Source organism: Streptomyces rimosus subsp. rimosus, assembly GCF_000720725.1.
Classification (GTDB): Bacteria; Actinomycetota; Actinomycetes; order Streptomycetales; family Streptomycetaceae; genus Streptomyces; species Streptomyces rimosus_A.
Genome location: NZ_JOCQ01000025.1, coordinates 13394 through 30896 on the forward strand (window position 1 = coordinate 13394; position 17503 = coordinate 30896).

The following is a 17503-nucleotide window of genomic DNA, read 5'->3' on the forward strand; positions in this document are numbered from 1 at the left end:
CTTAGCAGTACCCAAGGAGCCCCGCCTCTTCCTTATCGGAAGAGGACGGGGCTCCTGCCTTTTCGCTCGCCGCTGAGCCCGGCCGGTTTACTGTGTGCGCGCCCGCGCGGTGCCGGTGGGGCCGCGGCCTCCGGCCTGCTTGTCCTCAAGCGCCGGACGGGCTTGATTCCGCCGACCCGACCCGACCCGACCTGACCCGGCCCGTCCCGGCCGGTGTGCGCAGGCTCCCTTCGAATACCGCCGCCCTCCGAATACCGCCGCCCTCCGGATACCGCCGCCCCTCCTGACCTCCCCGCCCGCTGCGGCTACCGTGATGCGCCATGACCGGGCCGACCATCGCGGTGCACCATGTGCGGGCCGTCCTCGGCGGGGCGCGGCGGACGGGGCTGGACACCGTGCCGTTGCTGCAGGCCGCGGGGATTCCGCCGCTGTTGCTCGGGGACGACCGGGCGCGGGTGGCGGCGGACCGGTTCGCCCGGCTGGTCCATGAGCTGCGGCGGGCCACGGACGACGAGTTCCTGGGGCTCGGGCCGCGGCCCAGCCGCCGGGGCACCTTCGCGATGATGGGGCTCGCCTGCGTGGGCTGCCCGGATCTCGGTACGGCGCTGGAGCGGGCCGTACGGTTCTACGGGCTGTTCCCCGGCGGGCCCGAGATGGCGGTGACGGCGGCGAGCGGTGGGAATCCGTTCGAGGATCGGTTCGAGGATCGGCCCGGCGACCGTGCGGGCACCGCCGAGTTCTCCCTCCACAGTGATCTGCGCCCCTACCCCGAGGCCGCCTTTCTCGCCGAGTCCGTGATGATCATCTGGCACCGGCTCTCCAGCTGGCTCATCGGACGCCACATCCCGCTGTACGGGATGCGCTTCGCCCACCCGGCCCCCGCGCACGCCCACGAGTACGAGCTGCTTTTCGACTGCGCGGTGCGCTTCGGCGCGCCGCGCACCGCGGCGGTCTTCGACGCCCGCTGGCTCGCGGCGCCGGTCGTCCGGGACGAGGCCGCGCTGGCGGCGATGCGGCGGGGGGCGCCCGCCGGCCTGCTGGGCCGACGGGAGTACGGCACGACCTTCGCCGAGCGGGTGCGCCGCACGCTCGCCCCGGCCCTGCGCGGCCCCGGCCCGGTACGGCTGCCGGAGGCGGCGGAGGTCGCGGCGCGGCTGGCGGTGAGCCCGGCGACGCTGCGCCGCCGGCTCCAGGCGGAGGGAACCTCGTACCGGCGCCTGAAGGACGCGGTGCGCCGGGACGCGGCGATCAGCGCGCTGGCGGCGGGCCGGGAGCCGATCGCCGCGCTGGCGGCGCGGCTGGGCTTCTCCGAGGACACCGCATTCCACCGGGCGTTCCGCCGGTGGACGGGGACCACACCGGGCGCGTACCGGCTGCGCGCCCACGCCGCTGCCCCACCCGGTCAGCAAAGCTGAGCGTCCTGGTCAGCGCCGTACTTACCCGCGGGTCACTACGGTCACCCCCACTACCCCGTCCTCCGGACCGTTGGGAGAGCCGCATGGTGCCACACACCCCCCAGGACCGGCGTGCGTCCCGCGCGCTGCGCACCACCGCCGTCACCGCCGCCACGGCGCTCGCCCTCTCGCTCGGCCTCACGAACGCCGCCGCCACCGCGCAGCCCGCCCCGGCGGACACGGCCACCCGGACGGCCGCGCGCCCCGGCGACATCGTGACGTCGTCCCCCACCTCGTTCCACCCGCTGCCGGGCCAGCCGACCCGTACCCGCGCCTGGCACATGGAGTACCGGTCGACCACCGCCAAGGGCACCCCGAACGTCGTCTCCGGCACGGTCATCGTCCCGGACGACGGCCGCACCGGTCCGCGCCCCCTGGTCACGTACGCCGTCGGTACGGTCGGCCTCGCCGACCACTGCGCGCCCTCGGCCGGCTTCCCCAAGGGCACCACCGTCGAGGCCAACCTCATCCAGCAGCTCACGGCGCGCGGCTGGGCGGTGGCCGTGACCGACTACGAGGGCCTGGGCACACCCGGCGAACACACGTACACCGTCGGCCGGGCCGAAGGGCAGGCCGTGCTGGACGCGGCCCGCGCCGCCCAGCGCCTGCCCGGCGCCGTACAGGCGGGCGTCACCAAGGACTCCCCGGTCGGGATCATGGGCTATTCGCAGGGCGGCCAGGCGTCGGGCTGGGCGGCCGAGCTGCACGGTACGTACGCGCCCGAGCTGAAGGTCAAGGGCACCGCGACCGGCGGGGTCCCGGCGGATCTGCTCAAGGTCGCCGACTTCAACAACGGCAACGTGGGCGCGGGCCTGATCCTGATGGCCGCCGTCGGCCAGGACGCCGCGTTCCCCGAACTGGACCTGGCGAAGTACCTCAACGCCAAGGGCCGCCACTACGTCGACTTCATGAAGAACCACTGCGTGGCGATCGACGGCATCGCGGGCGCGTTCAAGAAGATCTCCGACGTGACGGTGAAGAACCCCCTGGACGAGGCGGACTGGCAGCAGCGGCTGCGCGCGTCCGACCTCGGTACGCGCAGGCCGGACGCGCCGGTGTTCCTCTACCACGGCACGCTCGACGAGCTGATCCCGTACGGCGTCGGCAAGCAGCTGCGCGCGGACTGGTGCGCCAAGGGCGCCGACGTGCGGTGGACCGCGATCCCGCTGGGCGAGCACGTGATCGGCGCGGTCGCGGGTGCCGTACCGGCGGCCAACTGGCTGGCGGATCGTTTCGCCGGGCAGGCGACGAGCGCCAACTGCGGCTGACGCCGCGCCGGTTGACGCGCACGCGGCAAGGAACCCCGCGCCACTTCCCCCACAGAGGTGACACGGGGTTCCGGTTTGCCGGGCCCGGCTCCCACCACGTTACCGGTGGGTCAGTTAACGTGGCATCAGGGTCCGGGCGCCTCGCTCCCTCCCCGTATGTACGACTCCTCGATCTCCTTGGCGAAGTCGCGGGCGATGGCGGCCCGCCGCAGCTTCAGGGACGGCGTGAGATGACCGCCCTCCTCCGTGAAGTCCACCGGCAGCACGGTGAAGCGGCGTATCGACTCGGCCCGTGACACCAGTTTGTTGGCGTCGTCCACGGCATCCTGGATGTCGGCCAACAGCACGTCGTCCGTGACCAGTTCGGCCATCGGCACCTGCTGCTTCTTCTTCATCAGCCGCCAGTGCGCCAGGCCGTCGGCCTCCAGCGTGATCAGCGCGGTGACGTACGGGCGGTCGTCGCCGACGACCATGCACTGGCCGACGAGCGGGTGGGCCCGCAGCCGGTCCTCCAGCGGAGCCGGGGCGACGTTCTTGCCGCCGGAGGTGACGATCAGCTCCTTCTTGCGGCCGGTGATGGTCAGATAGCCGTCGGCGTCCAGGGCCCCGAGGTCCCCGGTCGCCAGCCAGCCGCCGTTCCCGTTGTCCGGCAGCAGCGGGCCGCCGGTCGCGGCGTCCCAGTAGCCGGCGAAGACCTGGCCGCCGCGCAGCAGCACCTCACCGTCGTCCGCTATCCGGACGGCGGTACCGGGCAGCGGCCGGCCCACCGTGCCGATACGGGGTTTCAGCGGCGGGGTGAGGGTGGCCGCCGCGGTGGTCTCGGTCAGCCCGTAGCCCTCGAAGATCTCGATGCCCGCGCCGGCGTAGAAGGCCGCGAGCCGGTGGCCGAGCGGGGAACCGCCGCAGATCGCGTAGCGGACCTTGCCGCCGAGCGCGGCCCGGATACGGCGGTAGACCAGCGGGTCGTACAGCCGGCGGGCGGCCTTCAGCGCCGCGCCCGGACCGCTGCCGGTGCCGTGCTCCCTGGCCTCGACGGCTTCCCCGTAGCGCCGGGCGATGCGGGCCGCGCGGTCGAAGGAGGCGGCCCGGCCCATCTTCTCGGCGGTGGCGCGGCCGGTGTTGTAGACCTTTTCCAGGACGTAGGGGATCGCGAGCAGGAACGTCGGCCGGAACGTGGCCAGGTCGGCGATGAGGTCCTCGGTACGGATGCTGGGCGCGTGGCCGAGGCGTACCCGCGCGCGCAGGCAGCCGACCGCGACCATCCGCCCGAAGACGTGCGACAGCGGCAGGAACAGCAGCGTCGAGGCGGGCTCGCTGCTGACCGACTTGAAGACCGGGTGCAGCAGTTCGGTCGCGTTGTCGACCTCGGCGAAGAAGTTGCCGTGGGTGAGCACACAGCCCTTGGGGCGGCCGGTGGTGCCGGAGGTGTAGACGAGGGTGGCGATGTCACCGGGGCCGGTGGCCGCCCGCCGCTCGGTCACCAGCACGTTCGGCAGCCGCCGGCCCGCCGCGACGATCTGCGCGATGGCGCCGGTGTCGAATTGCCACAGATGCTCCAGGTCCGGCAGCCCGGAGCGGACCGAGCTGATCAGCCGGGTCTGCTCGACGCTCTCCACGACACAGGCCGCGGCGCCCGAATCCCGCAGGATCCAGTGCGTCTGGTGGGCCGAGGAGGTGGGATAGACCGGTACGGTGACCAGCCCGGCCGCCCAGGCGGCGAAGTCCACGAGCGTCCACTCGTAGGTCGTACGGGCCATGACGGCCAGCCGGTCGCCGGGCCGCAGCCCATGCGCGATCAGGCCTTTGGCCACGGCGAGCACCTCGGCGGCGAACTCGGCGGCGCTCACGTCCCGCCACGCGCCCCCGGCCCCCTGGCCCGCCTTCTTGCGCGCCAGGACCACGTCGTCCGGCGCTTGCGCGGCGTTGTCGAAGGGGATGTCTCCCAGTGAACCGGTCCGCACCGGCGACGCCAACGGCGGTACGGACACCTCCCGTACGACCCCGCCCCGCACCTGCGTGCGCGGCTCCACCCGAGCGGGCGCCGAGGGCCCGCCTTGCAGTTCCCGACTGGACACGAGCGGCTCCTCGTCCCGCGGTGAGCGCGGCGGCCGGCGCACGGAGGCGGCCGACGGCGGCGGACCCCGACAAGCCCCAGGAGCAGGCCTGTTCGGGGCCGTGGACAGCGCGGTGCCTTGCGGCCGCGCTCTCGACCATCACCTGACCCGACAGTAACCTTACTTCGAAGTAAATTTACGCGAGGACCAGGAGTTGGCCAATGCCCGAACACCGTCTTCCGTCCTTCGGTCCGGTCCTTCGCCCGGCCCTTCGTCCGGCCCTGCGGCGCTTCCTCGCTCGCCGCGCACCGCACCGGCCGGGTGCCTGATGCCGGGCGACCTGCCCGGCGGAGTTCCGGGCGGCACTTCGGGCGGGGCCACGAGCGGTGCTTCGGATGGCGCATCGGCCGGTGCTCCGGGCGGCGCGGCAACCAACCGCTCTCGCCCGCCGCGGCTGCTGCCCGCGCTGGCCAAGGGCGTCCTGACCGGGATCGGCAAGCACCCGCGCCCGGACGCCGCGCTGCCGCGCACCCGCCTCGTACTGCCCGCCGTACGGGTCGGACTCGGCCGCGCCGCCTCGTACGCGCGGGTCTGCGGCTACGACGCCACCGAGCCGCTGCCCGTCACCTACCCGCACATCCTCGGATTCCCGCTGGCCGCACAGCTGATGAGCGCACGGGACTTCCCGCTGCCGATGCTCGGGCTGGTGCACACCGGCATCGAGATCACCCAGTACGCGCCGCTGCACCCGACCGACACACTCGAACTGACCGTGTTCGCGGGCGCGTTGCGGGCGCACCCGCGCGGCACCGAGGTGGTCATGACGACCGAGGCGCGCCGCGGGGGCGCGCTGGTGTGGCACGACCGCAGCACGTACCTGGCGCGGCACCGGACGGCCGCAGGCGTGGAGCCGCAGCGCCCGCGACTGCCCTCCCCCACCCCCCGCGAGCTGCCCGTACGGGCCCAATGGCACCTGCCCGCCGACCTCGGCCGCCGGCACGCCGCCGTCTCCGGCGACTACAACCCGATCCACCTCCACGCCCTCACGGCCCGCCCCCTCGGCTTCCCGCGCGCCATCGCGCACGGCATGTGGACCTTCGCCCGCTGCGCCGCCGAGGCGGTGCTCCCGGGCACGCCGACGCTGCGCATATCGGCGGAGTTCCGCGCCCCGGTGCTGCTGCCCGCGACCGTCTCGTACGCCTACGAGACCACGCGTACGGGCGGCACCTTCCAGCTGCGCGGCGGCCCGGGCGGCCGGTCCCCGGTCCACCTGGAGGGGAGGGTGGAAACGGACGTGTAAACGGAGGCGGCGCCCCGACTCTCCGGGGCCCCGGCACCCCCAGGAGCCCCGGCGGCCTCAGGAGCCCCGGCGGCCTCACCCCTCCCTGCCGGACGACCACCGCTCCCCGGCCATCAGCCTCCCCAGCCCCGCCCACGCGAAGTTCATCAGCGTCGCCGCGGTGTCCTTGGCCGACGGGCGCTCCCCCGGGCCCGGGCCGCCGGAGTTCGCCCAGTCGGCCAGCGATTCGGCGGCGCCCACCAGGGCGTGCGCCAGACCGGACACCTCGCGGGCGGCCGGCTCCCGGTCGCAGCCCGCCTCCTGGGCCGCCGCCCCGATCATCGCGGTGACGAACTCGATGATCTCGGCCCGCAGCACGGCGACTTCGACCGCGAACGGCTCGCCCTGCGTACGGGCCTGCTGGTGCAACACCGTCCAGCCGTCCGGGTGCTCGGCCGTGTGCGCGAAGAATCCCTTCAGCCCGCTCCACAGCTGCCGGTCGGCGGACACCCCCGGTTCCACCGCCGCCCGTACGGCCTCCGCGAGCGCCGCCGCCTCCCGCCGGATGACGGCGCTGAACAGCTCCTCCTTGGAGTTCAGGTACAGGTAGACCAGCGGTTTCGACACCCCGGCCACCTCGGCGATCTCGTCCATCGAGGCCGCCCGGTAACCGCGCCGCGCGAAGGTCAGCACGGCCGCGTCGAGCATCTGCTGCTCCCGTACGGCCCGTGGCATCCGCTTGCTCTTCACAGCTCCCACACCAATTGCCCTTCCGTCCCGCCCCTTTACCGCCAAGTAAGTTTACGTTTTCCCGCCTTGTCCGCCCGCGCTTGACGAGATCACCCCCTTAGCGAGACGATACGACTCGTCTCGTACGCATCCAGGGAAGGACCCCGCCATGCACCAGGCGCAACAGCAGTTCGTGGACGCGGCCCCGGGCGTGCGCCTGTGGACCGAGCAGCGCGGCCCGGCCGACGCGCCCCCGCTGCTGCTCGTCATGGGCGCGCAGGCCGCCGGCCTCGGCTGGCCGGAGCCGTTCGTGGACGCGCTCGCCGTCCAGCACCGCGTCATCCGTTACGACCACCGCGACACCGGCCGCTCCACCTGGTCCTTCGACGAACGTCCGTACCGCATCACGGACATGGCCGAGGACATCGTCCGCGTCCTCGACGGCCTCGGCATCGAACGGGCACACCTGGCGGGGATGTCACTCGGCGGAATGCTGACCCAGCTCGTCCTCGCCGACCACCCCGACCGGGTGCTCAGCGCCACCCTGCTGGGCACCTCGGCGATGAGCACCGCCCCGTACACCCGCCCGGACGGCACCGAGGTCCCCGCCGGCGAACTGCCCGGCATCGCCCCGGAAGTACTGGAGATGTGGGCCCGCCCCGTCGAGGACCACGGCCTGGAGGCCGAACTCGACCGGCGCGTGGAGCACTGGCGGGTACTGAGCGGCGGACAGCTGCCGTTCGACGCCGGCTATTACCGCGAACTGGAGCGCCGCATCATCGAACACACCGGCCGCTACGACGTCTCCACCGCCCCCTCCCGCGCCGACCACTCGGGCATGCTCCGCACCGAGGCCCTGGCCGCCACCGAAGTCCCCACCCTCGTCATAGCCGCCCCGGCCGAGCCGGTCTTCCCGCCACCACACCCCCAGCACCTCGCCCAGGCCATCCGCGGCGCGACCCTGGTGGAGATCCCGGGCATGGGCCACGCGCTGCCACCGGAGGTACAGGGGCCGCTGGCGGAGGCGATTCTGGCGCATACGGGGGAGGTGGGGTGAGGCGGGCAGGCGTACGCGTCACGCTCCGGGACATCCCTTCGAAGTGGGGCCCCGGAGCGGCACAACGGCCTGCCCGGAAACAGCCGTAACCGTATTGTCTGTATGCACGTTGGTCAGAGGGGGATACGTCATCTGTGACCAGGGGTGGGCCATGGCCAAGCCGAAGCGTGTGGGCATCTACGTCCGGATCAGCAAGGACCGCAGAGGCCAGGAACTCGGCGTCCAGCGTCAGGAGAAGGCGTGCCGGGAGCTGTGCGAGCGCATGGGCTGGGTCGTCCTCAAGGTCTACCCGGAGAACGACGTCTCCGCGTCGACCACCAGTAAGCGCGGCCGACCCGCTTACGCGGAGATACTCCGCGACGCCCGCGACGGCTTCATCGACGGCGTCGTCGTCCACTCCGTCGACCGCCTGACACGCCGGATCAGCGAGCTGGCCGGCTTTCTGGAGGAGCAGCGGGAGCACGGTTTCGCGTTCGCTACGACAGAGGGCGAAGACACCTCCACCGCCAATGGACGCATGGTTTTGACGATCAAGGGTGCCGTGGCCCAGCAGGAGTCCGAGCGCATGTCGGAGAGGATCAACATCTCCCTCCTGCAGCGCAGGGAGCAGGGCAAACCGCACGCGGGTGGAAAGCGGCAGTTCGGCTTCAAGGAAGGATCGTGCTTCCAGGAACTGGACGAGGCCGAGACCGAACTCATTCGCGAAGGTCACCGGATGCTGTTGGGCCGGACCCCGAGGACTCCCGGCGATGTGGTCCGGTTCTGGAACTCACGGGGCTCCTCGTCTCCTCAGGGCGGCGCCTGGACGATCCAGTCCGTGAAGCGCGTGTACCGCTCCGAGCGGACCGGCGGAATCGTCACGTACAAGGGCCAGGGCATCGGGGACAGCATCTACCCCGCGCCTTTGAACCGGGAGCAGTGGGAGGCCGTACAAACCCTGCTCGACAGCCGGGCCACACCGGCACCGCAGGGATCGGGCAAGCGGAAACACCTGTATTCGGGATTCCTGCGGTGCGGTAACTGCGGGTCGGCCCTGCGCGTCCAGTGGGCGACCATCCAGGGCCGGACGTTCCGTCGTACGTTCTGCCACTCGGGCCAGCGGGGCAAGGATGGCCGTCTCGGCTGTGGGAAAGTCAGCCGCAAGTACGTGTGGATCGAGCAACGGCTCAACGAGATGGTCGCAGCGGCCCTCAACGCACGGTCGCCTCAGCAGGAAGAGACTCCGGCTGAGGACCTCACGGACGGGATCGGCCTCGTGGAAGCCCGTATCCGGGCATTTCGGGGCCGTTGGAAGGACGGCCGGATGGCGGACGAGGACTACTTCGACTCCCTGTCCCACCTACGCGAAGAACTCCGGACACTCCGTACCCGGGCGGCCACGGCGGTCGTCCGCCGCTCCCGTACGGAGAGCGATGCGGTGGCGGTCTGGGAGGACGACGACACGGACAGCCTTGAGCGCCGCCGGGCCATCGTGGCGACGGTGATCGACCACGTCGACGTGTTCAGCGTCGGCCGCGGGCGGCGCAAGCCTCCCGACATCACATCGATCAGGGTCACGCCGGCTTCGCGATGACTGCCCGGACACGTCCGTGCCCCCGGACCCGGAAGCGGGTACGGGGGCACGGACGTCGGACGAACCGGGAAGGTCAGGCGGCGACAGCCACCGGCTCCGTCTCGTCCACGGGGGACGATGTCGCCGAGTCGTACTTGTCGCGGTCGAGGATCTTCTCCTGCGCGGCCACGATCAACGGCGTTACAACTTGGCCCGCCACATTCGTAGCCGTCCGCATCATGTCCAGAATCGGGTCGATCGCCATCAGCAGGCCGACGCCCTCCAGCGGAAGGCCGAGCGTGGACAGGGTCAGGGTCAGCATGACGGTGGCGCCGGTGAGGCCGGCGGTGGCCGCGGAGCCGATGACCGAGACGAAGGCGATCAGGACGTAGTCGCCGATGCCGAGGGGGACGTCGAAGATCTGCGCGATGAAGATCGCGGCGAGTGCCGGGTAGATCGAGGCGCAGCCGTCCATCTTGGTGGTGGAGCCGAAGGGCACCGCGAAGGACGCGTACTCCTTCGGGACGCCCAGGCGCTCGGTGACCTTCTGGGTCAGCGGCATGGTGCCGACCGAGGAGCGGGAGACGAAGGCCAGCTGGATGGCGGGCCAGGCGCCCTTGAAGAAGTACAGCGGGTTGACCTTGGCGAAGACCGACAGCAGCAGCGGGTAGACGCCGAAGAGCACGATCGCGCAGCCGACGTAGATGTCGACGGTGAAGGTCGCGTACTTGCTGATCAGGTCCCAGCCGTAGTCCGCGATGGCGTAGCCGATCAGGCCCAGGGAGCCGATCGGGGCGAGACGGATGACCCACCACAGGGCCTTCTGCAGCAGCTCCAGCGCGGAGCGGCTCAGGCGCAGCACCGGCTCGGCGCGGTCGCCCAGCTTCAGGGCCGCGATGCCGGCCACCGTCGCCAGGAAGACGATCTGCATGACCTTCAGGTCGGTGAACGGCGTGATGACGTTCTTGGGGATGATGCCGGTCAGGAAGTCGATCCAGGAGCCGGCGTGCTCGGGGAGCTTGCCGTCCTTGGGGGTCAGACCGGTGCCCGCGCCGGGGTTGCTGATCAGGCCGATCGCCATGCCGATGGCGACCGCGATCAGCGAGGTGGCCATGAACCACAGCAGGGTGCGGGTGGCCAGCCGGGCCGCGTTGTTGACCTGCCGCAGATTGGTGATCGAGACCAGGATGGCGAAGAAGACCAGCGGCGCCACGGCCAGCTTGAGCAGCTGGACGAAGAGGTCGCCGATGGTGTCGAGGGTGGTCTTGAGCCAGGAGATGTCACCGCTCTTGGCGATCCAGCCGAGCAGCACACCGAGGACGAGGCCGAGCAGGATCTGGGCCCAGAACGGGACCTTGGGTATGCGGAAGGGGGTTCTGGCGGTCTCGGGCGACCGCTCGGTCTCGGAAGACGTGGTGGACAACGGACACACTCCGGGGACAGACAGGCGTCGAAAAGGGGAGGAGACGGCGCACAGCGCCGGGAGACAGGAGGTCCGTATCGATCCGTACGGGATCTCCGGCCGCTGCGAGCTGGGATCAGCGGCGGCAACAGGCCGCGGACATACAGCGGCAGAGATCGACGTGCAGGCGCGCCACGAGCGGGACGCCCGTGGTGAGGTGGTGCGCTGCTGCTGTCTTCATGTCGAACACGTTAACACTTGAACTTTGGGGAACCCAAAGAGATTCTTTGGGAGGCGGGGATGCCTGGTGCCCGGATCGTCCCGCGGAACGCGTGATACCCCGCCGTGGAGGGGTTTTCTCCACGACGGGGCATCCGTCGACTGTGAGGCGCGTTACAGCGCCGGGGGCGGGTCCGGGTGCGGGGCCGGACACGGGCAGTTGTCGCGTACGGCCGCCCGCGCCGCGTTACAGGAGGCCGTCCTCCTGGCGGGCGTTGGCCGCGATGCGGGCCTTCTGCTTGTCCACCTTGGCCACGATCTGCTCGGACATCGCGTCCCGCTGCTTGCGCAGCAGCACGAAGCTCAGCGGCGCGGAGATCACGACCGCGAGCAGCAGCAGCCACACGGCGTTGGAGCTGCCCACGCCGAGCGGGATGATGTGGAAGTACGCCAGCGCCCAGACCAGCGCGAAGCACACGACGAAGATCCCCAGACGCAGGGCGGTGTAGCGGAGCGTGGCGAACTTCTGGCTACTCACGGGCGGACCTTCTTCACGACGACAACCGAAAGGGTCTGCATCCAGTCAAGCACAGCCCGATTCGTGATCTTTCGGGCCCCCACCGAGCCGGAGCGTTCCGCGGCGTCCGCCGGCCCCGGCCGGGTCACCCCAACTCCCGCCACATCGTGATGTCGTCCCGGTAGTCGTCGACGGCCAGCTTGATCGCCGCCGGCACCCGGCCGACCTCCTTGTAGCCGCAGGCGCCGTAGAACTCCTCCAGGCCGTTGCCGCCCCGGCAGGTGAGCCGGACGGCCTCGACGCCGCCGATCGAGCGGGCGGCCTCCTCCACGGCCGTGAGCAGGGCGCGGCCCGCGCCCTGCCCCTGGAGGCCGGGGTGGACCATCACGGTGGAGGCCCAGAGCCAGTGCCGGTGGATGCGGTGGGTGTTCAGGTGGAGGAACGCGGTGGCCCGCACCCGGCCCCGCCCGTCGCGGCCCACGATCAGCCGGGCGTGCCCCTCGGACATCGCCGCCAGGTGGGCGAGCAGGTCGCCGCGTACGTCCTCGGGCGTCACCGGGGGGACGTAACCGACGGCGCCGCCCGCGTTGGACACCTCGGCCCACAGCGTACGGATGCCGTCGGCCAGTTCGGGGGTGACGGCGGGGTCCAGGTCGAAGCGGAGGTCCATGCCGCGGTCCCTTACCGCCCTGTCCGGGCTCACACCCGCATCGGCTGCGGGGCCTCGCGGCGGTTCGCGTCCGGGCCCGGGTATTCCTGGATGATCTCGTAGCGGGTGTTGCGCTCGACCGGCCGGAAGCCCGCGTCGCGGATCAGGTCCAGCAGGTCGTCGCGGGTGAGCTTGTTCGGCGTGCCGTAGTTGTCCGCGTCGTGGGTGATCTTGTACTCGACGACCGAGCCGTCCATGTCGTCGGCGCCGTGCTGGAGCGCGAGCTGCGCGGTCTGCACGCCGTGCATGACCCAGAAGACCTTCACGTGCGGGACGTTGTCGAACAGCAGCCGGGAGACGGCGAAGGTCTTCAGCGCCTCGGCGCCGGTCGCCATCGTGGTGCGGGCCTGAAGGCGGTTACGGATCTTGCCGTCCTTCATGTCCACGAAGTCGTGCTGGTAGCGCAGCGGGATGAAGACCTGGAAGCCGCCGGTCTCGTCCTGCAGCTCGCGCAGGCGCAGCACGTGGTCGACACGGTGCCGGGGCTCCTCGATGTGCCCGTACAGCATGGTGCAGGGGCCCTTGAGGCCCTTTTCGTGCGCCAGGCGGTGGATGCGCGACCAGTCCTCCCAGTGGGTGTCGTGGTCGACGATGTGCTGGCGCACCTCCCAGTCGAAGATCTCGGCGCCGCCGCCGGTCAGCGACTCCAGACCGGCGTCGATCAGCTCGTCGAGGATCTCGGAGGCGGACAGCCCGGAGATCTTCTCGAAGTGGTGGATCTCGGTGGCGGTGAACGCCTTGAGGGAGACCGTGTCGGGCAGCGCCTCCTTGAGGGCGCTGAGCGAGCGCGGGTAGTAGCGCCACGGCAGGGTGGGGTGCAGGCCGTTGACGATGTGCAGCTCGGTGAGCTTGTCGCCCTCCATCGCCTTGGCGAGGCGGACGGCCTCCTCGATGCGCATCGTGTACGCGTCCTTCTCGCCGGGCTTGCGCTGGAAGGAGCAGTACGCGCACGAGGCGGTGCACACGTTGGTCATGTTCAGGTGACGGTTGACGTTGAAGTGCACCACGTCGCCGTTCTTGCGGGTGCGCACCTCGTGGGCGAGTCCGCCCAGCCACGCCAGGTCGTCGCTCTCGTAGAGGGCGATGCCGTCCTCGCGGGTCAGCCGCTCCCCGGACCGGACCTTGTCCTCCAGCTCGCGCTTGAGACCCACATCCATGGATGCAGTCATCCGGCCGCCTCCCATATCTCTGCCAAAATCGGGCTTCACCGAGCGTACTCCCCCGTTTTCCGGCCCGGCCGGGCCCCCATGCCTGTACGGCCGGAGGCCCGCCGTACAGGCGCGGAAGGGTCCCGCGGGCCGCCCTACGCGTCCTCGGGCAGCTCGCCGACGCGGTTCTCCCACTTGGTGGAGAGCACGATGGTGGTCCGCGTGCGGGAGACGCCCTTGGTGCCGGAGAGCCTGCGGATGGTGCGCTCCAGCCCGTCCACGTCGCCGACCCGGACCTTGAGCATGTACGAGTCGTCGCCCGCGATGAACCAGGCGTCCTCGATCTCCGCGAGGTCGCGCAGCCGCATGGCGACGTCCTCGTGGTCGGCGGCGTCCGAGAGGGAGATGCCGACCAGGGCCGTGACGCCCAGGCCCAGTGAGGCCGCGTCGACGGTCGCCCGGTAGCCGGTGATCACGCCGGCCGCCTCCAGGCGGTTGATCCGGTCGGTGACGCTGGGCCCGGACAGACCCACGAGCCGGCCCAGCTCCGCGTACGAGGCCCTGCCGTTCTCCCGCAGTGCCTGGATGAGCTGCCTATCTACGGCATCCATACGCCCCTGACCTTCCATTCGCTCTGCAATCCCGGCTTTTCCATGTAGAATCTAAGGCATACAGGGGCTGCGACCCTGCAAACCGTCAATCTCAGTTGATCAAAGACGATCTTTCACAGGAGAAGTCACCGTGTACTCGATCGAGATGGCCTACGCCCGCATGCGCGAGCTGCAGGACCTGGCCAATCGTTCTCGTGCCCACCGTCCTGCCGCCGCCACCGAAGGCAAGCGCCGTATCGGACGCAACGGCTCCACCAAGAAGCGCTAGTCCGCCTCCCTGGAACCCGAGCCCAGCTCCCCCACCCACCGCCGGTAGAGCCGGTGCGGCACCTCGGCCGCGTCCAGCACCCGGCCCGCGACGAAATCCACCAGATCCTGGATGTGCGTCGCTCCCGCGTAGAACGCCGGCGAGGCGGGCAGCACCACAGCGCCCGCCTCGTCCAGCGTCACCAGATGCTTGAGGGTCTGCCCGTTCAGCGGGGTCTCCCGCACCGCGACCACCAGCCTCCTGCGCTCCTTGAGCGTCACGCTCGCCACCCGCTGGAGCAGGTCCTTCGACAGCCCCAGCGCGACCCCGGCCACACACGCCGTGCTCGCCGGCACGATCAGCATTCCCTTGACGGGGTACGAACCCGACGACGGGCCAGCCGCGAGGTCGCCGGCCGGCCAGTACCGCACCAGGTCCAGGTCCGCGTCCGTGACGTCGAACGTCCCCGGCTTGCCGTCGGCGCCCCGCGCCAGCCACTCCCGGAGGTCGGTGCGCCAGTGCGCGTCCCGGAACGAGATGCCCGTCTCGTCCAGCAGCGTCAGCCGCGAGGCCCGGCTGACGATCAGGTCCACCGCCTCCCCCGCCGCGAGCAGGCCGCGCACCACGGACGCCGCGTACGGCGTGCCGGACGCGCCCGAGACACCCACCACCCAGGGGCGGCGGGGCACGTCGGCGGACCCGGTGACCGGGCGGGCGGAGTGCCCGCCGGGCCTTGTGACACCGGGCTGACTGGGGTTGTTGTCCTGCGGTTCCACGGCATCGAGCCTATCCGGCGGAACCACCGGACCCGTCACGGCCGTTTGGTGAAGTGAACGGGGAAAGGAAGGTGCCGCCGATGATGACGCGAGCGCTGGAGCGCGCGAAGCCCGCCGCCGCGCTGATGCTGGGCTGGGTCGCGCTGCTGTGGGTCCTGGAGATGGCCGACGCCGCCTCGGGGAACGCGCTGGACACCTTCGGCGTACAGCCGCGGGAGATGAGCGAGCTGGCCGACGTGCTGCCCGCCGCCTTCATCCACTTCGGCTTCGACCACCTCGCCGCGAACACCCTGCCGCTGCTGCTCCTGGGCTTCCTCGCCGCGCTGCGCAGCGGCCTGGGCAGGTTCGTCGGCGTGGTCCTGCTCATAGCCCTGACCAGCGGTCTGGGCGTCTGGCTGACCGCCCCCGCGGGCAGCAACACCGCCGGCGCCTCCGGTGTCGTCTTCGGCCTCTTCGGCTACCTGCTCATACGCGGCTTCATCGACCGCAAGCCCCTGGACATCGCCCTCGGCGCGCTCGTCGCCGTGGTGTACGGCTCGATCCTGTGGGGCGCGCTGCCGACCGACAACGGCATCAGCTGGCAGGGCCACCTGTTCGGGCTGGTGGGCGGGGTGCTGGCGGCGTTCGTCTTCCGGCTGCGCCCGGCCGCGCCATCGCCCGGGGCCACGGCCCGGCCGATCCCGTAGTCTCGCCGGAAGGCGCGTTCGCAAAACCGCGCGCCGTAGTACGGAACAGCACGCCCCAGGGGGGACCTGGCATGGTCGAATTCAACAAGCCCGAAGAGCCGCAGCAGCCTCAGGGGCAGCAGCAGCCCACGCCCCCTCCGCCCCCGCAGGGCGGCGGCTACGGGCAAGGCGGCTACGGCCAGGGCGGCTACGGGCAGCCCCCCGGCTCCCAGCCGTACGGTCCCGGCCCCGAGTACGGACCCGGCCCCGGCCCCTCCGGCCCGTACGCCCAGGGCCCCGGCGGATACGCGCAGGGCCCCGGCCAGTACCCCCAGGGCGGCGGCTGGGGTCCCGGCGGGCAGCCCGGCTACGCGCAGCCGATGCGGCCCCCCACCACCAACGCCATGTGGACCCACCTGGGCGCGCTGCTGACCGTCACCGTCGGCTCCAGCTTCTGCTGCGGCCTGGGCGGCATCCTCGGCTGGATCGCCCCGATGACAATCCGCAACAACCAGCAGCACCAGCAGGATCCGCTGGTGCGCCACCACGGCACCCAGGCGATGAACTGGGGCATTACCCAGGCCATCGTGGTGGCGATCGGCACCGTGCTGTACTTCTGCGCCATGCTCGTCGGCATCACCATGGAGCACGCCAACGGGGGCCGGGAGTCACTGGCCTTCCCGATCGCCGTCCTGGTCATCGCGGTGCTGGTCGTGGCGTTCGAGATCACCAGCATCGTGTTCGCCATCATCGCCACGGTGAAGGCGAACCGCGGCGAGTTCTGGTCGTACCCGAAGTTCATCGCCTGGCCGATGGTCAAGCCGTAACGCCGGCGAACGACACGGCGCTCCGGGGGCTGCCCCCGGAGCGCCGTGTCGTTGGCGGGACCGTCAGACCGTCAGACCGCGCACCAGCAGGTCCAGCAGCGCGCAGACGAACAGCGCGATCCCGATGAAGCCGTTGACCTGGAAGAACGCCCGGTTCAGCCGGGAGAGGTCGTGCGGGCGCACGATGGTGTGCTCGTAGAGGAACGCGCCGACGACGATCACCAGGCCGAGCCAGAAGAACACCCCGGCGTGGGTGGCGAGCGCGTACCAGACCAGCAGGGCCGTGGTGACGGCGTGGCTGGCGCGGGCGCCGTGCAGGGCCGCCGGGATGCCGAAGCGGGCCGGCACGGACTTCACGCCGTGCGCCCGGTCCGCCTGCACGTCCTGGCAGGCGAAGATCAGATCGAAGCCGCCGATCCAGACGCCCACGGCCAGGCCGAGGATCACCGCGTCCCAGGACCAGGACCCCGTGACGGCTATCCACGCGCCGACCGGGCCGATCGCCTGGGCGAGGCCCAGGATCGCGTGCGGGAAGTTCGTGAAGCGCTTGCCGTACGGGTAGACCACCATCGGGATGACCGCGATCGGCGCCAGCGCCAGGCACAGCGGGTTGAGCAGGGCCGCGGCGCCCAGGAAGAACACCACCGCGATCAGCGCGCCTGTCCAGGCGGAGCGTACGGACACCGCGCCGGTGACCAGCTCGCGGCCCGCGGTGCGCGGGTTACGGGCGTCGATCTCCCGGTCGATGATGCGGTTGGCGGCCATCGCGAACGTCCGCAGGCCCACCATGGCGACGGTGACCAGCAGCAGCTCGACCCAGTGGACGCTCCGGTCCGCCCGGTGCATCGCGGTCAGCGAGGCGATGTAGGCGAAGGGCAGCGCGAAGACCGAGTGCTCGATCATCACCAGCCGCAGGAAGGCTTTGACCTTGCCGGGCGGCGCGGGTTCCGGGGCGAAGAGGTCCGGTGTCGCTGAATCGGCGCTCATGT

At 71.2% G+C, this 17503-nt stretch carries 17 protein-coding genes; 8 read left to right on the plus strand and 9 right to left on the minus strand.

The window, feature by feature from the left end; all coding sequences use genetic code 11:
• Window positions 1-320: 320 nt before the first annotated feature.
• Together IH45_RS0115335 and IH45_RS0115340 are read left to right on the plus strand one after the other, a co-directional pair.
• Window positions 321-1415 carry an AraC family transcriptional regulator gene (locus IH45_RS0115335; RefSeq protein WP_032917533.1) on the plus strand — a complete coding sequence of 365 codons (1095 nt, stop codon included), beginning with the start codon at window positions 321-323 and terminating at the stop codon, window positions 1413-1415.
• 83 nt (window positions 1416-1498) lie between these two features.
• Window positions 1499-2722 carry a lipase family protein gene (locus IH45_RS0115340; RefSeq protein WP_050514876.1) on the plus strand — a complete coding sequence of 408 codons (1224 nt, stop codon included), beginning with the start codon at window positions 1499-1501 and terminating at the stop codon, window positions 2720-2722.
• A gap of 125 nt (window positions 2723-2847) precedes the next feature.
• Here the strand turns inward: IH45_RS0115340 and IH45_RS0115345 are convergent, their stop codons facing one another.
• A complete protein-coding gene (locus tag IH45_RS0115345) occupies window positions 2848-4797 on the minus strand; it encodes an AMP-dependent synthetase/ligase (protein ID WP_030667295.1) in 1950 nt (649 codons plus the stop codon).
• Between the two features lie 307 nt (window positions 4798-5104).
• Between IH45_RS0115345 and IH45_RS0115350 the strand changes: the two genes are divergently transcribed.
• Complete coding sequence (locus IH45_RS0115350; protein WP_078897587.1) at window positions 5105-6076, plus strand: MaoC family dehydratase; 972 nt, start codon at window positions 5105-5107, stop codon at window positions 6074-6076.
• Window positions 6077-6151: 75 nt separating this feature from the next.
• Here IH45_RS0115350 and IH45_RS0115355 read toward each other — a convergent pair whose 3' ends face one another.
• On the minus strand, window positions 6152-6814 hold the full coding sequence (locus IH45_RS0115355; RefSeq protein ID WP_030667298.1) for a TetR/AcrR family transcriptional regulator: 663 nt from the start codon (window positions 6812-6814) through the stop codon (window positions 6152-6154).
• Between the two features lie 139 nt (window positions 6815-6953).
• On the opposite strand from IH45_RS0115355, the gene IH45_RS0115360 reads away from it, so the two are divergent.
• Together IH45_RS0115360 and IH45_RS0115365 are read left to right on the plus strand one after the other, a co-directional pair.
• Entirely contained in the window at window positions 6954-7841 is an 888-nt protein-coding gene (locus IH45_RS0115360; protein ID WP_030667300.1) for an alpha/beta fold hydrolase, read from the plus strand.
• Window positions 7842-7992: 151 nt separating this feature from the next.
• Window positions 7993-9414, plus strand: coding sequence for a recombinase family protein (locus tag IH45_RS0115365; RefSeq protein ID WP_030667303.1), 1422 nt, complete (start codon window positions 7993-7995; stop codon window positions 9412-9414).
• A 73-nt stretch (window positions 9415-9487) separates the two neighbouring features.
• On the opposite strand, the gene IH45_RS0115370 is transcribed toward IH45_RS0115365, so the two are convergent.
• The 5 genes from IH45_RS0115370 to IH45_RS0115390 all read right to left on the minus strand — a co-directional run bounded on the left by IH45_RS0115370 (window position 9488) and on the right by IH45_RS0115390 (window position 13999).
• The gene (locus IH45_RS0115370; RefSeq protein WP_030667305.1) at window positions 9488-10816 is read right to left on the minus strand and encodes a dicarboxylate/amino acid:cation symporter; all 1329 of its coding nucleotides are present in this window, start codon (window positions 10814-10816) and stop codon (window positions 9488-9490) included.
• A gap of 445 nt (window positions 10817-11261) precedes the next feature.
• Window positions 11262-11552 (minus strand): DUF4229 domain-containing protein, encoded by a 291-nt coding sequence (locus IH45_RS0115375; RefSeq protein WP_030667307.1) that lies wholly within the window; start codon window positions 11550-11552, stop codon window positions 11262-11264.
• Window positions 11553-11676: 124 nt separating this feature from the next.
• Window positions 11677-12201: a GNAT family N-acetyltransferase gene (locus tag IH45_RS0115380; RefSeq protein ID WP_030667309.1), complete on the minus strand. Its 525-nt coding sequence runs from the start codon at window positions 12199-12201 to the stop codon at window positions 11677-11679.
• Between the two features lie 29 nt (window positions 12202-12230).
• Window positions 12231-13397: an aminofutalosine synthase MqnE gene (gene mqnE, locus IH45_RS0115385; RefSeq protein ID WP_030667311.1), complete on the minus strand. Its 1167-nt coding sequence runs from the start codon at window positions 13395-13397 to the stop codon at window positions 12231-12233.
• A 146-nt stretch (window positions 13398-13543) separates the two neighbouring features.
• Window positions 13544-13999, minus strand: coding sequence for an Lrp/AsnC family transcriptional regulator (locus tag IH45_RS0115390; RefSeq protein ID WP_030017842.1), 456 nt, complete (start codon window positions 13997-13999; stop codon window positions 13544-13546).
• Between the two features lie 130 nt (window positions 14000-14129).
• Here IH45_RS0115390 and IH45_RS1000000149280 point away from each other — a divergent pair, with 130 nt between their 5' ends.
• Window positions 14130-14267, plus strand: coding sequence for a hypothetical protein (locus IH45_RS1000000149280; protein ID WP_199810675.1), 138 nt, complete (start codon window positions 14130-14132; stop codon window positions 14265-14267).
• Here IH45_RS1000000149280 and IH45_RS0115400 read toward each other — a convergent pair.
• A complete protein-coding gene (locus IH45_RS0115400) occupies window positions 14264-14935 on the minus strand; it encodes a UbiX family flavin prenyltransferase (RefSeq protein ID WP_030667318.1) in 672 nt (223 codons plus the stop codon). The genes IH45_RS1000000149280 and IH45_RS0115400 overlap by 4 nt on opposite strands.
• A 167-nt stretch (window positions 14936-15102) precedes the next feature.
• Between IH45_RS0115400 and IH45_RS0115405 the strand changes: the two genes are divergently transcribed.
• A complete protein-coding gene (locus IH45_RS0115405; RefSeq protein ID WP_030667320.1) occupies window positions 15103-15708 on the plus strand; it encodes a rhomboid family intramembrane serine protease in 606 nt (201 codons plus the stop codon).
• 71 nt (window positions 15709-15779) lie between these two features.
• Window positions 15780-16514 carry a DUF4870 domain-containing protein gene (locus tag IH45_RS01000000143660; protein ID WP_050514877.1) on the plus strand — a complete coding sequence of 245 codons (735 nt, stop codon included), beginning with the start codon at window positions 15780-15782 and terminating at the stop codon, window positions 16512-16514.
• A 63-nt stretch (window positions 16515-16577) separates the two neighbouring features.
• Here IH45_RS01000000143660 and mqnP read toward each other — a convergent pair whose 3' ends face one another.
• Window positions 16578-17501 (minus strand): menaquinone biosynthesis prenyltransferase MqnP, encoded by a 924-nt coding sequence (mqnP, locus tag IH45_RS0115415; RefSeq protein ID WP_030667324.1) that lies wholly within the window; start codon window positions 17499-17501, stop codon window positions 16578-16580.
• Window positions 17502-17503: the final 2 nt, after the last annotated feature.